Source organism: Pseudomonas sp. MS19 (assembly GCF_013277615.1).
In the GTDB taxonomy this organism is placed as follows: Bacteria; Pseudomonadota; Gammaproteobacteria; order Pseudomonadales; family Pseudomonadaceae; genus Aquipseudomonas; species Aquipseudomonas marincola.
In genome coordinates, this window is record NZ_VBTO01000012.1 from 80,470 (window position 1) to 93,739 (window position 13,270).

At 56.8% G+C, this 13,270-nt stretch carries 11 protein-coding genes; 7 read left to right on the plus strand and 4 right to left on the minus strand.

The features are described 5' to 3' along the window. Positions 1-77: 77 nt before the first annotated feature. On the minus strand, positions 78-1,262 hold the full coding sequence (gene pobA, locus FEZ62_RS12865; protein ID WP_172928013.1) for a 4-hydroxybenzoate 3-monooxygenase: 1,185 nt from the start codon (positions 1,260-1,262) through the stop codon (positions 78-80). 140 nt (positions 1,263-1,402) lie between these two features. Here pobA and FEZ62_RS12870 point away from each other — a divergent pair, with 140 nt between their 5' ends. The 5 genes from FEZ62_RS12870 (at position 1,403) to FEZ62_RS12890 (ending at position 6,522) form a co-directional block, all read left to right on the plus strand. Further along, entirely contained in the window at positions 1,403-2,272 is an 870-nt protein-coding gene (locus FEZ62_RS12870; protein WP_172928015.1) for a helix-turn-helix domain-containing protein, read from the plus strand. 12 nt (positions 2,273-2,284) lie between these two features. Then, entirely contained in the window at positions 2,285-3,217 is a 933-nt protein-coding gene (gene pcaQ / locus FEZ62_RS12875; RefSeq protein ID WP_172928017.1) for a pca operon transcription factor PcaQ, read from the plus strand. Between the two features lie 240 nt (positions 3,218-3,457). After that, positions 3,458-4,459, plus strand: coding sequence for a tripartite tricarboxylate transporter substrate binding protein (locus tag FEZ62_RS12880; RefSeq protein ID WP_150549128.1), 1,002 nt, complete (start codon positions 3,458-3,460; stop codon positions 4,457-4,459). 62 nt (positions 4,460-4,521) lie between these two features. Then, complete coding sequence (locus tag FEZ62_RS12885) at positions 4,522-4,998, plus strand: tripartite tricarboxylate transporter TctB family protein (RefSeq protein WP_172928019.1); 477 nt, start codon at positions 4,522-4,524, stop codon at positions 4,996-4,998. Between the two features lie 15 nt (positions 4,999-5,013). Then, on the plus strand, positions 5,014-6,522 hold the full coding sequence (locus tag FEZ62_RS12890; RefSeq protein WP_150549130.1) for a tripartite tricarboxylate transporter permease: 1,509 nt from the start codon (positions 5,014-5,016) through the stop codon (positions 6,520-6,522). A 160-nt stretch (positions 6,523-6,682) separates the two neighbouring features. Here FEZ62_RS12890 and FEZ62_RS12895 read toward each other — a convergent pair whose 3' ends face one another. The 3 genes from FEZ62_RS12895 to FEZ62_RS12905 all read right to left on the minus strand — a co-directional run bounded on the left by FEZ62_RS12895 (position 6,683) and on the right by FEZ62_RS12905 (position 10,769). Continuing rightward, entirely contained in the window at positions 6,683-7,513 is an 831-nt protein-coding gene (locus FEZ62_RS12895) for an aldo/keto reductase (protein ID WP_172928021.1), read from the minus strand. 23 nt (positions 7,514-7,536) lie between these two features. Beyond that, positions 7,537-9,273 carry an FAD-dependent oxidoreductase gene (locus FEZ62_RS12900; RefSeq protein ID WP_172928023.1) on the minus strand — a complete coding sequence of 579 codons (1,737 nt, stop codon included), beginning with the start codon at positions 9,271-9,273 and terminating at the stop codon, positions 7,537-7,539. A gap of 245 nt (positions 9,274-9,518) precedes the next feature. Continuing rightward, positions 9,519-10,769 (minus strand): OprD family porin, encoded by a 1,251-nt coding sequence (locus FEZ62_RS12905; RefSeq protein WP_172928025.1) that lies wholly within the window; start codon positions 10,767-10,769, stop codon positions 9,519-9,521. 476 nt (positions 10,770-11,245) lie between these two features. Here FEZ62_RS12905 and FEZ62_RS12910 point away from each other — a divergent pair, with 476 nt between their 5' ends. Continuing rightward, positions 11,246-12,025, plus strand: coding sequence for an IclR family transcriptional regulator (locus FEZ62_RS12910; RefSeq protein ID WP_172928027.1), 780 nt, complete (start codon positions 11,246-11,248; stop codon positions 12,023-12,025). A 179-nt stretch (positions 12,026-12,204) separates the two neighbouring features. Continuing rightward, on the plus strand, positions 12,205-13,254 hold the full coding sequence (locus FEZ62_RS12915) for a Gfo/Idh/MocA family oxidoreductase (RefSeq protein WP_172928029.1): 1,050 nt from the start codon (positions 12,205-12,207) through the stop codon (positions 13,252-13,254). The last annotated feature ends 16 nt before the right edge of the window (positions 13,255-13,270 follow it).

Sequence of the window (13,270 nt, forward strand, 5' to 3'; positions counted from 1 at the left end):
AATTGCGCAGGCCGATCAGGTGCGATCAGCGCCCACAATTGGCAGCAGGCACGCGACTGTTTGAGTGTGCAGGGGGCTTATTCGATTGGCTCGTAGGGCAAACCTACGTAGTTCTCGGCAATGGTTCTGCGCCCGGCCTCGGAGCTGACGAAGTAATCCAGCTCGGTCTGCTGCATGCGTTGGCTGAAGTTATCGGTGTCGGGGAATTTGTGCAGCATCGAGGTCATCCACCAGGAAAACCGCTCGGCTTTCCAAATGCGCTTCAGGCACACCTGCGAGTAGTTTTCCAGCAGCTCGGTGCGGCCTTCGCGGTACACCTTGACCAGGATGTTGTATAGCGTGCTGACATCGCTGGCGGCGAGGTTGAGGCCTTTAGCTCCGGTTGGCGGAACGATATGCGCGGCGTCGCCGACCAGAAACAGGTTGCCGTATTGCATGGGTTCAACCACGAAACTGCGCAGCGGCGCGATGCTTTTTTCAATAGACGGCCCGGTGATCAGCTTATCGGCCGTGTCCGCTGGCAGGCGGCACTTCAACTCATCCCAAAAGCGTTGATCCGACCAGTCCTCAACTTTTTCATCGCTGGCCACCTGCACGTAGTAACGGGTGCGAGTGGGGGAGCGCATGCTGCACAGGGCAAATCCGCGTGGGTGGTTGGCGTAAATCAGCTCTTCATTAACCGGCGGAGTGTCGGCCAGAATGCCCAGCCAACCGAACGGGTAAACGCGCTCGAACTCTTTAAGCACACCCTCGGGAATCGACTGGCGAGAGACGCCATGGAAACCGTCGCAGCCGGCAATGTACTCGCAGTTCAGGCGCACGGGTTCATTGTTGTAGGTGAAGGTGACGTGAGGACTTTCACCCTTGAGGTCATGTAGCTGAGCGTCGGTAACACCGTAAAAGGTTTTGCCGCCGCAGGCCTCGCGGGCGGCCATCAGGTCGCGGGTCACTTCGGTCTGGCCGTAGATCATCACCGTTTTGCCGCCGGTGAGCTGTTTCAGGTCGATACGCTCACGGCGTCCGTCGAAAGCCAGTTCGAACCCGTCGTGCACCAGACCTTCGCGGTCCATGCGCTCACTGACCCCAGCTTCGCGCAGCAAGTCGACCATGCCTTGTTCAAGCACGCCGGCGCGGATGCGGCCAAGTACATAATCCGGGGTTTGACGTTCGATGATGATGTTATCAATGCCCGCTTTAGTGAGCAGTTGACCGAGCAGCAGACCCGAAGGGCCAGCGCCGATAATGGCGACTTGAGTCTTCATTATTGTTGTCCTTGTTATTGCCCGAACGTCAGAGCTCGCGAGCTTTAGTGATGAAGTCCTCTGTATTTTTGGTGGATTAAGCGCGGGTTTGAAGGCACTATTGATTTAATTTTCTGGACTTTTCGCAGGTTGCCGTGCAAATGACAAAAACCTCGGGCAGCGTGGTTCCGGTGTTTAAGCTGTACGGTGAAACGGCGGCATGGCCGACCCCGGACCTGATTCATTGCGAGTCGATTCCCGAGCGCAGCAAGCCCCACGACTGGGAGATCAAACCGCACCGTCACGCCGATCTGGTGCAGTTGCTCTACGTGCAATCAGGCAGCGCTGAGTTGCTGGTCGAGGATCAGTTGGTGGTGGTTGAACAGGCTGCATTACAAGTTGTACCGGCGCTCAGCGTGCACGGCTTTCGTTTTTCCGAGGACATTTGCGGACATGTATTAAGCCTGGCGCAGCCTCTGGTCGATCAGCTCAGCAGCGTGCTTGAGCAGACGCCGTTGACGCGTGCGGCGTGCTATCCGGTGGGCGGGCAAAAGCACTACCTTGATGCGTTGTTCGAGACCATTACTTCTGAATACAGCCAGCCGGCGCTGGGCCGCGATTTGATGTTGCAGTCGCTGATCAGCGCGCTGCTGGTGTGGGTGGCCCGCCGTGAGCAGGCCGTCACGCATGCAGAAAACCTGCTGCCGGACCGGGGTCGCGAGCATTTGCAGCGCTTTCATCGCCTGCTAGAGGCGCACTATCGCGAGCATCGTTCAATCGAGCACTATGCTGGCGAGTTGGGCATCAGCGCCGCGCACCTCAATGCCCTGTGCCGGCGGCTTGCCGGTCAATCTGCGCTGCAGATAATCAATCAGCGCCTGCTGTTGGAGGCCAAGCGTTGCCTGGTGTATAGCGCAATGACGGTCAATCAGGTATCTGACAGTCTGGGCTTTTCCGAGCCGGCTTACTTTTCCCGATTCTTCAAGCGCAGCACCGGGGTTACGCCCAAGGTGTTCCGTCTGCAACGCTGACAGCGAGTTCAAATGAATATTGATAACCGGATCAAGTACCGTCACCTGCTGTGCTTTCTTGAAGTCGCCCGGCGCGGCAGTCTCGCGCGCGCTGCAAGTGAACTTGCGATCAGCCAACCGGCGGTGTCGAAGACCCTCAAAGAGCTTGAAGACATGCTCGAAACCCGACTGTTCGAGCGCAGCAAGCAGGGCGCGACGCTCACATCCGCCGGGCTGGCGTTCCAACGCTACGCGGGGCCAAGTGTGCAGGCACTGCGTGAGGGTGTACGCAGCCTGCGCAGCGGTGAACATGAGGCGGGCACCGTACGCCTTGGTGTGTTGTCGACGGTTGAGAGTTCGCTGCTGCCCGATGTGATTAAGCGGCTGCACGAAGAACACGCGGCGTTGGTGGTCAGTGTCGAGACCGGTCCCAGCGCCTATTTGCTCGATCAGCTGCGTGTGGGTGCGCTGGATCTGGTGGTGGGCCGAATGACCGACAGCCCACAAATTGCCGGGCTGACATTCGAGCACTTATACAGTGAGTCGATGGTGTTGGTGGTCAGCCCAGGGCATCCGTTATTGCAGGTTAATCTGGATGACCGCAGCCGCCTTGGCGAATACCCGGTGGTGTTGCCACTGGCCGGCACAACCATTCGCCGTTTTGCCGATAGCCTCTATGTGCAGTGTGGTATTGGCTTGCCACAACAACGCCTGGAAACCTTGTCTATCGCCCTGAGCCGACGCTATGTGCAGTCCAGCGAGGCGGTGTGGGTGGCGCCTCAAGATGCCGTCCGCGAGGATCTGGCGCGCGGACAACTGGTGCTGCTGGATCTGGGTCTTAAAGAGCCAGGCGGCTCCGTGGGTATCTGCAGCAATCCATCAACCGCCGACACACTGGCCGCGCAATGGTGCCGCGAAGCCCTGCGGGCGAGTGCGGTTGAGTACCTTGAACGCTATGAGGCCTAAACCAAGGTGAGCAGGTAGCGGGGCCGCCGCTTGTTGCCAGCAGTGGGGCACTCACGGTTGTAAACCGTGCGATAATCGACCGACTGCATGAACAGGTATTTGACGAGGCGATCCCTTAGTCATAAATTGTACTAACTGGTTAATACGCAATTAACAGATTGCAACCGGATTGCTACGTACGACCCTATGGAGTCAAACGGGCAGAGCACAACAAACATAAAAAGCTCAGAGGGTTCACCCATGTTTAAACGCCTTGTCGCAGGCTTCCTGCTGTCTTCTAGTTCTCTACTGGCTGCATTGCCAGCTCATGCCGATTACCCCGAACGCAATATTCAGGCTGTTGTGCCATGGAGCCCGGGCGGCGCCACGGATAACGTTGCGCGTAGCCTGGCGGCGCTGGTCGAGAAAGATCTGGGTCAAAGCCTGATCATTTCCAACCGCCCGGGCGGCACCGGTGTAATAGGTACCAGCTTCGTCATGAAGCAGCGTCCCGATGGCTACACCCTTCTAATCGGCGCTGAGAATCCGCAGTTGTATCCGCTGCTGGGGCTTGCCGATTTCGACTACAGCGGGCTTGATCTGATCAGCTTGATCGGTCAGAACATGGCTGTTATCGCCACCTCGCCAGACAGCCCGTTTAACAGCATGGAAGAGCTATTGGCAGAAGCCAAGGCGAATCCGGGTACGCTGCGCATGGGCAGCACGGGTCCTGGCGGCTTGCCGGGCAGCGTGCACGCCATGATCAGTTCAATTCAACCATTGGATGTGCGTGAAGTGACCTTCGCCGGTGATGGCCCAGGTGTTGCTGCATTGCTTGGCAAGCACATCGATTTCATGCCGCTGAGTATGGCGGCTGCGCGTGAGCAAATTGCGGCTGGAAAGCTCAAAGGTCTGGCAGTATTTGGTGCTGAAGAATTACCAAGCCTGCCAGGTGTTCCGCCGATTACCAAAGCGCTGCCGGAAATCGCTTCCTACCTGCCATGGGGTCCGTTCTGGGGCGTTTGGGTACGCAAAGGCACGCCAGAGCCAATCAAGCAGACGCTCACAGCCGCATTTACCAAGACCCTGGCCACTCCAGAGGCGCAAACCTTCATCAAGAACTTTGGTGCTACGCCGCTGAACCTCAGTGGCGCTGAAGCCAAGGCCTATCTAGACCGCTGGCAGTCAGTGACCACCTGGTCGATGTATACGGCCGGTGCAGTGAAGGTTTCTCCCGAGTCGCTGGGCATTCCCAAGCCCTGATCGTTCCTAAGCTGGGTGAACCGGACGGGCCTGTTTGCCTGCCCGGTTCAGGAGGTCTTGTTATGAAAGCTGCATCAAACAATCCGCTGCAACCGCTGGAACGGTTTTTTTACTGGCTGCTGCTTATCTTTAGTGGCGCCGTGATTTATCAGGCGGTCAACATCAGTGGTGTCGAGTCACTCAACTCTGCGGGTTCGATGCCTATTGGCGCGGGCCTCGCGCTGGGTATTTCGGCGCTGGTGATCCTGATTGGCTCTTACCGTCGTCAGCCACCGCAGTTAAGCGGTCTGCTCGATCAATTGCGGGTATTTCGCGAACGTCACTTACCCGGTGAGGTGCTGGTTTTCTCGGCCTTGTGCGTTGCTTACGTGATTGGCATGGAATACCTGGGCTTTTATCCCTGCACTCTGATTTTCCTCGCGTGCAGCATGATTTACCTGATGCGCGGCAGGGTGCTTTACGCGCTGTTGATTGCCGGCGGTTCGCTGCTGTTTATCTACGCGCTGTTTTCTCTGGTTTTCCGTGTCTACCTGCCCTGAGTCGAGACTGCTGAAATGACTGATATGTTTGCTTTCCTGAGCATGGCCTGGGTTGATCCCCAGTTGCTCATGCTCACCGCGTTGGGCACATTCGCCGGAATCTACATCGGTGCCATGCCAGGGCTTTCTGTGACCATGGCCGTGTCGCTGCTGGTTTCATTCACATTCTCGTGGGAGGTCAATGATGCGTTGGCCTTGATCGTCGGGATATTTGTCGGCGGGGTGTATGGTGGCTCGCGAGCATCGATATTGCTCAATATGCCCGGCACACCCGCATCAGTCGCGACCTCGTTCGATGGCTATCCGCTGGCCAAACGCGGCGAAGCAGGGCGGGCGATTGGCCTGAGCACAGTGATGTCAGTCATCGGTGGCTTGATCAGTGTTTTGGTGCTGGCGCTCGTTGCGCCTTATCTGGCTGACTTTGCCTTGAAGTTCGCCCCAAGGGATTACTTTCTGATTGCCGTTTTGGGCCTGTTGCTGGTCGGGAGTCTGGCCACTGATTCGCTGGCCAAAGGTGTCTTTGCTGCTGCATTGGGTGTGTTAATTAGCATGGTTGGCATGGACCCGGTGACCGCTCAGGGTCGCTTCACCATGGGCAATATGCAACTCATGGGCGGGATCAATTACGTGGCGGTGATGATCGGCCTGTTCGGGGTGTCCGAGGCCTTGTATCAACTGCACAACCTCAAGCAAGTACCGGTGCGCCAGGATGTCAGTAAGATCGTGCCGCCACTGCGTCTGGTGCTGAAGTTTCTGCCGTTGTCGGTACGCACCTCATTGATCGGTGTACTGGTCGGCGCATTGCCTGGCGCGGGTGGTGATATCGCCGCACTGTTCGCCTATGACCACGCCAAACGCACGGTCAAGAATCCATCGCGGCCATTTGGTGAGGGCGCTTATGAAGGCCTGGTTGCCCCGGAAACTGCCAATAGTGCAGCGGTAGGCGGGGCTTATATGCCGATGCTGACCCTCGGCATGCCGGGCGATGCGGTTACTGCGGTAATCCTCGGGGCGCTGGTGATTCACGGTATCAATCCGGGCCCTCTGATGATGGTCGAAAACCCGCACATCTTCTGGTTTACCGTGGGCAATCTGGCGCTGGCGAACATCTTCCTGCTGGTGTTCGGACTGATGGGCATCAAGCTATTCGCCAAGGTCGTTGAGCTGCCCAAAGCGATACTGGTGCCGGTGATTCTGGTGCTCTGTGTGGTCGGTACTTACTCGATCAATAGCAACATGAGCGATGTCACCTGGATGTTGGGTTTCGGCTTCTTCGGCTACTTGCTGAAGATATTCGGGTTCCAGATGGGCCCGGTGATACTCGGGGTGATTCTCGGCCCGCTGATGGACACGTCGTATCGTCAGGCAATGTCGGCGGTGGGCGACAGCCCGGCGGCGCTGATGTACGAGTTGGTCGGTAATCCGTTGTCGTTGATTCTGTGCAGCGTATTGCTGCTCTTGCTGTTGAGTCGTGTTCCCGGTTTCAAGCGACTGTTCAAGCGCAGCGCAGCGGTGTCGGTTTAACCGCAGACCGCTCACCAATAGTCACGTAAGGGGCGGTGCTTTTGGTGGGGTTGCTGGATGAATAGAGTGTTAAAAATCGAACCATAAGTTGGTTATCTGAGACATGAGAAAGCCGGGCATCAAGCCCCGGCTTTCTCATGTCTGCGACAAAGACGGCTGTTTAGCACACATCCCATTGCGGGGCGAAATTGGGACTGACAACGCGCAAGTCTTTGCGCAGCGTGGCGATGCTGGCGCGATCCTCGTCATCCAGTTTTACTTTGAGAGACTCAAGGTTGGCTTGTTGATTTTGCCGGCCGGTCGCTTTCGGAATAGCCGCGACGCCGTCCTGCTCAAGCAACCATTGCAACGCAACCTGGCTGGGTAAAACCCCATGCTTACGGGCAATCGCCTGAATGATTGGCGACTCGCCAGCCTGCCCGCGAGCCAGTGGCGTATATGCTGTTAGCGCCATATCGTGTTTGCGGGCGAATTGCAGCAGTGGTTGTTGGTTGAGCATCGCGTGGTATTCAACCTGCAAGGCCGCCAGCGGCGCGCCCAGTTCTACAACTGCCTGATGCATAAGGGGCAGGGTGAAGTTGGCCACGCCAATGGCCCTGGCTTTGCCCTGTTGTTGCAACTCGACCAGTGCCTCGATGCTGTGTTCGAGGCTCCAGTCTTTCCCGCCCGGCCAGTGAATCAGGAACAGGTCGAGATAATCGCTGTTGAGTGCCTTGAGGCTGTCATCCATTGATTGGCGCATGGCCGCGGGTGTCAGTTTGTCCCACCAGACCTTGCTGGTTACATGTATCTGCTCGCGGGGTACTGAAGTACTGCTTAGCGCGGCACCCACAGCGGCCTCGTTGTGATAACCGCTGGCCGTATCAATATGCCGATAGCCCAACTCAAGTGCCTGTGTGACGGCGCGGGTGCATTCATCCCCGAGCATCGGCCATGTTCCGAGGCCGAGTTTCGGTAATTGAAGTCCGTGACGGGTGATGATTTTTTGCATGTGAAACCTCCGTTTCCATGGAACTACTTAAGCTCATTGCTCGGTGATACGCCTGCTAGATGACAAGCCGCGATGTAGCCGAATGTCATCGCCGGGCCAAGGTTGATGCCGCCGGAGGGATAGAACCCACCCATGACACTGGACATGTCTGAGCCTGCGGCATACAACCCGTTTATCGCATCACCGTTGGCATCGAGCACACGGGCGTTGCCGTCAGTTTTCAGGCCGGCAAAGGTGCCAAAGCACCCGGGCTGTACCTTGACGGCGTAAAAAGGGCCGTGCTCTATCGGCGCAACGCAAGGGTTTGTGCCGTTGTGCAACGGGTCGCCATTCTTGCGATTGAACGGAGTGGAACCGCGACCAAACTCAGGGTCCTCACCGTTGCGCGCATGCTGATTGAACTGCGCAACCGTCTGCGCCAGGTTGTGGGCATCAATGCCGCATTGCGCAGCCAGTTGTTCGAGTGTGGAACCGCGCTTGAGATAGCCATTACGTACATGCGGCCCGACCGGCAACGGCGAAGGTCGGGCGAAGCCCAGCCCATAGCGGCGCTGAAATCTGTGGTCGCAGATCAGCCACGAACAGACCTCTTGATCAGCCGGAACTTGTTCGATCATTGCTGATACATAGTCGTAGTAACCATGCGCTTCATTGACGAAGCGTCTGCCGTTTTGCAACACGCCGATAATGCCCGGTTTGCCGCGTTCGATAATGTGCGGGAAATGGCCAAAACTGCCGTCGCGATAGGGCACTTTAGAGACAGGCGCCCACGCCACAGGGGATTGCAACTGGGTGCTGACTTGCCCGCCAACAGCTTCGCCTAGGCGCAGGCCATCGCCGCTGCAAGACTTGGGTGGAAGCGCCAGATGCTCATGCTCAGCGCGCGGGAACAGCTGTGCGCGTCTGACCGGATCGTTGGGGAAGCCGCCAGCGGCAAGTATGACGGCGCGGGCGCTGACGATCTGTTGACCATTTTTACCCGCGAGCACGGCGCCACGCACACCTGACGGTTCATGCAGCAACTGTACGGCAGGGGCGGACTCTATTAACTGCACGCCAAGGTCGGTAGCGGATTTCGCCAATCGGCCGATCAACGCAACACCGTTGACCAGATGTAAAGTTCTGCCAAAACGCGCCAGGTGATACAGGTGGGTGAGAAAGCGTTTACTGACATGTAGCAGGGCTTTGGGTGAGCGCGTCATCGACATGAACGCGGCCAGATCCGCGCCCGCCATTATCGGCATGCCCATGAATGAGGTCTCGGCCATGGTCTTGCGCAATCGTGGCAGCAAGTCGATGATTTCTGCGCCGTTGTAAGGTGCAGCAATCACCTGATGGCCGCCTGTAGCAGCGCCCGGCGTATTGCCATGCATGTCGGGAATTGCATTGCCGTCGACAAATTGCAGTGCCGTGTGCTGCTCGAAAAACCTGACCATAGAAGGGCAGGCTGCAAGGAAGGCATCTACCCGTTCGGCATTGAATTGATTACCCAGTTCGTTCTGCAGATAAGTGCGCGGTTGCTCTATTGCTTCATCAATTCCTGCACGTCGCGCCAGTGGGTTGCGCGGCAGCCACATCCAGCCACCCGACCAGGCGGTAGCGCCGCCAAGCACGTCATCCTTCTCGGCGACTATCACTTTTAATCCATGCCAGGCTGCGGTCACCGCTGCAGACAAACCGGCGGCCCCAGAGCCGATAACCAGCAAGTCGCACTGCAATTGTGCGTCCGTTTGAGGTTGTGATTGCTGGGTGTCAGACATGGCAGTAACCCTCGAAAGATGTTTGTTTATAAAATGGAACTGGGTTCCATATTGTATTTTGCTTGATATCAACCGCCAAGCAGCAATTGCTCAGGCAAGGCATTCCTTGTGAGTCATTAGTGGATGTACAGGCGGCTAACGTGGGCTTGGACTCGGCCAATCATGTGCAAAAAGGCCCATCACGTGGATGGGCCAAAGGAGCGTGCGGTGTTTACGGCCGCTGCCGAGGCAGCCGTTGGGTTGCGTTACAGCAGGTTCAACGGGTAGTTGATGATGATGCGGTTTTCATCCATGTCACGGCTGGCAAAGTCCTGGCGCAGGCTGGAGTTACGCCATTTGACGTTTAGTGACTTGAACGAGCCGCTTTGAACCGTGTAGGCCAGTTCGGATTCACGGCCCCATTCCTTGCCGTTATCGATGCTGCCAACTTTTACATGATCACCGCTGATGTAGCGGTTCATCAGGGTCAGGCCTGGGATGCCAACGCCTGCGAAGTTGAAGTCATAGCGAACCTGCCACGAACGCTCTTCAGCATTGTCGTAGCTGTTGTTGAAGCTGTCGTTGGCAAGGGTACCGCCGCTGGTGCCGTTAACCCGCATCCACGCGCTGTCCCCGTTAAGTTGCTGCAGGCCTACATAGAATCCGTGGCTGCCGGTTTTGGCTGAGAACAGCCCGTAGGCCGTGTCGTTGTCGAGGTTACCTGCCAGTGCGTTGCCGTTTTCCTTGCCGGTAAAGTATCCAAGATTGGCCCCGAGCACCCAGTTGCCAATAGGTTGGTTGTGAACCAGATTGAAGAATTGCTGCTGATAAATATCTTCGAGTTCGTTGTACCAAACGCCGACTACAGTGCGCTTATCGTTGAAGGTGAATTCGCCACCGGCAAAGTTGAAACGGTCGGAAGTGAATGCACCTTTGCCGTTCATGGACATGTCTTCCATGCTGGCATCGTTGCGCGGGCTGTTCTTGCGGAACTGGCCGCCATAGAGTGTCAGGCCGCTGATCTCTTGCGACGTCAGCTGGCCACCCTGAAAGGTTTGCGGCAGAGAGCGGCCATCATCTGCACGCAGAATCGGCAAGACCGGCATCCATTCACCAACTTTCAACTCGGTGCTCGATATTCTGGCCTTGGCAGCAACAGCCAAGCGACCAAACTCATCGGCAGGGCGGCCATCATCGTGCACTGGCAGCAATGCTGTGCCAGCCGTTCCGCGGCCGCCATCGAGTTTCACTGCAAGCATGCCCAGTGTGTCGAGACCAAAACCGACAGTGCCCTCAGTGAAGCCGGATTTAGCGTCAAGAATAAAGCTCTGGGTCCATTCCTCGGCGTAATTATGCGAGGCGTTGGAGTCTACGAAATTACGATTGATGTAGTAGTTACGCGAATTGAGTGTGACTTTGGCGTCATCTACGAAGCCTGCTGCATGCACGGCAGTTGGTATCACGGTGGCAGTCGAGCAGGCGAGGGCCAGTGCGCTGATTCGTGGATAGTGCTTCATGCGGATTTACTCCCGTTACTTGTTTTTGTTGGGTACGAGCAAGCCCCTCCGCTTCAGGCGGACGACAACAGGCTTTGGTTTTTTACGAATGAATGGAGGCTGTGCGGCCTAGGCTGGCGCGCAGGTATGCCTCATGGGACATCGCATATCTGGCAAGTATGTGATTGCAGAGCAATGGGCTGAAGGGGTTGCTACATGAGTCATTGGCTGAGGCATTTTGATAACCTTTTTATATTTATTGTGGGGCGGCTGTGTTGTCTCTGAAGAGGACTGAGCCGTGATTCCCTGTGCTTGATTGTGTGTTCGGCCAATACCTCGCGCAATGCGGTGTACGCTGTACTGTTCGGTTAACGAACAGTAATTAACCAGTTCGTACATTCCCATTGTTGCGACTTCTGCTTAAACGCTGCGCTAAGTTTCCCCGTGCATAAGTATCCCGTTAGAATCCACGCCAAACTCAATGTGGATTCAACACTATGGCCGGCAGTCAGATCGAACGCGCACTCGGGCTTCTCGAAAGCCTCACTGGCGAGCCGCAAGGCTTGCAGATGCAGAGCCTTGCGGACGACTTGCAGATTCCCAAAAGCGCCACCCACCGCATGCTCGCTGAGCTCATCCGCTTGGGTTACGTACGCCAGAATCCGGATAACAGCCGCTATCAACTGTCGACCAAGCTGGTTGCGCTGGGTTTTCGCTATCTGTCCAATGCGGGAGCGGATATCGTGCAGTCGATTCTCGATCGTCTGGCCGAGGAGTGTGGCGAGCTCGTGCGACTGGGCGTTATTGATGGAGACAACCTGACCTGGATTGCCAAGGCGCAAGGTGCCAAGGGCGGCCTGCGCTATGACCCCGACATGGGACGCGATGCCCCCTTGTTTTATACCGCATCCGGGCATGCCTGGTTGGCGAGCATGGAAGACTCTGCCGCCATTACGTTGGTCGAGCGTCAGGGCGCGGTCATTGCTCCGCAAGAGTTGGGCCCCAATGCACCGCGCAATACAGCCGATTTGCTCGCGCGTTTAACGCTTGCTCGCAAGCTTGGTTATGCCTGGGTTGAACAAAGCTCGGCAGTCGGTACTTCGGCAATGGCGGCAGTAGTGCAAAGCCCTGACGGCGGCCGAGTCATTGGTGTGTTGAGTATCGCCGGGCCAAGCGCACGCTTGAATGAAGCGCGCATACACGCACTGGCGCCAGTGTTACTCAGTGCTGCCGGGGAATTGGCGCAAGCGAGTCCGGCCTCCGAATTGTTCGTCTGATCCTGCGGCCGCATTCGCGGCCTATCAATCTTCAGTGTTTTCTCGTCCTTTCACTAATGGATGATTGGTGGACTTCTTTGCCCTCTTGATTTAAAAATAGAACTAGGTTCTAAATATTAAAAGAGAGCAGTAAATCTATTTCAATCAGACCCGTTCGAATCAGACAAGAGGACTCAACTTTGCCAACGCCACTGCATATCGCCCTGATCGGTGCTGGGGTCATGGGCCAGCAACACCTTGAGCATCTGGATGGCTTGAGTGAGGCGCGCCTCTGCGCAATCGCCGATCCGGCGCCGCCAGCTGCAACGCTCGCTGCAGCGCGTGGGGTGCCTTATTTCGCCGACCACCTGGTAATGCTTGACGAAGTCCGACCAGACGCTGTGATCATCGCTAATCCCAATACCCAGCATGTTCAGACAGCGCTTGACTGTGTAGCGGCGGGCGTTGCGGTGTTGCTGGAAAAACCGGTGGGTGTGCACCTTGATGAAGTGCGTGAACTGGTCAGTGCGTCTGAGGCCCGTGGGGTTGCTGTGTTGGTGGGCCATCATCGACGGCATAATCCGCTGATTTCCAAAGCTCGTGAGCTGTTGGCAAGCGGCACATTGGGCCGGCTGACCAACGTGACTGCCTTGTGGCAAGTGCGTAAACCCGACAGTTATTTCGATATTCCATGGCGCCGTGAACCGGGCGCGGGGATGCTGTTGACCAACCTGATTCATGACCTCGACCTGCTGCGTTATCTGTGTGGCGAGGTTGAATCCGTTCAGGCCATTACGCGCAATCAAGTCCGTGGTTTTGCCAATGAAGACAGCGTCGCTGTGTTGTTGCAGTTCGCCAGTGGGGCGCTGGGCAGCCTGACAGGTTCCGATGCAGTAGCCGCTCCCTGGAGCTGGGAATTGTGCTCCGGCGAGAACCCTGTGTATCCAAGTCAGGTAGACCAGCCTTGCTATATGCTCGCCGGAACACGTGGCGCATTGAGCCTGCCGCAACTCAGACACTGGTACTTCGAGCAGGCCGATGCGGGTTGGCATCAGCCACTTCTCAGTGATGTTCAAGCGTTCACCGCCGCCGAGGCTCTGACACGTCAGTTACAGCATTTCATAGAGGTTGTTCGTGGCCAGGCCGAGCCTATCGTCAGTGCTGCCGATGCAGGCCGTACCTTGGCTTTGATTGAGGCAATCCGCATTGCCGCCGAAACCGGGCAGGCCTGTGCGCCTGCAAAAATATGACTGCGGGCCTTCACCG

Coding starts and splice junctions, on each gene's coding strand:
- pcaQ (WP_172928017.1), top strand. CDS start 2,285: ATGAATATTGATAACCGGATCAAGTACCGTCACCTGCTGTGCTTTCTT.
- FEZ62_RS12870 (WP_172928015.1), top strand. CDS start 1,403: ATGACAAAAACCTCGGGCAGCGTGGTTCCGGTGTTTAAGCTGTACGGT.
- FEZ62_RS12905 (WP_172928025.1), bottom strand. CDS start 10,769: ATGAAGCACTATCCACGAATCAGCGCACTGGCCCTCGCCTGCTCGACT.
- pobA (WP_172928013.1), bottom strand. CDS start 1,262: ATGAAGACTCAAGTCGCCATTATCGGCGCTGGCCCTTCGGGTCTGCTG.
- FEZ62_RS12885 (WP_172928019.1), top strand. CDS start 4,522: ATGAAAGCTGCATCAAACAATCCGCTGCAACCGCTGGAACGGTTTTTT.
- FEZ62_RS12910 (WP_172928027.1), top strand. CDS start 11,246: ATGGCCGGCAGTCAGATCGAACGCGCACTCGGGCTTCTCGAAAGCCTC.
- FEZ62_RS12890 (WP_150549130.1), top strand. CDS start 5,014: ATGACTGATATGTTTGCTTTCCTGAGCATGGCCTGGGTTGATCCCCAG.
- FEZ62_RS12880 (WP_150549128.1), top strand. CDS start 3,458: ATGTTTAAACGCCTTGTCGCAGGCTTCCTGCTGTCTTCTAGTTCTCTA.
- FEZ62_RS12900 (WP_172928023.1), bottom strand. CDS start 9,273: ATGTCTGACACCCAGCAATCACAACCTCAAACGGACGCACAATTGCAG.
- FEZ62_RS12895 (WP_172928021.1), bottom strand. CDS start 7,513: ATGCAAAAAATCATCACCCGTCACGGACTTCAATTACCGAAACTCGGC.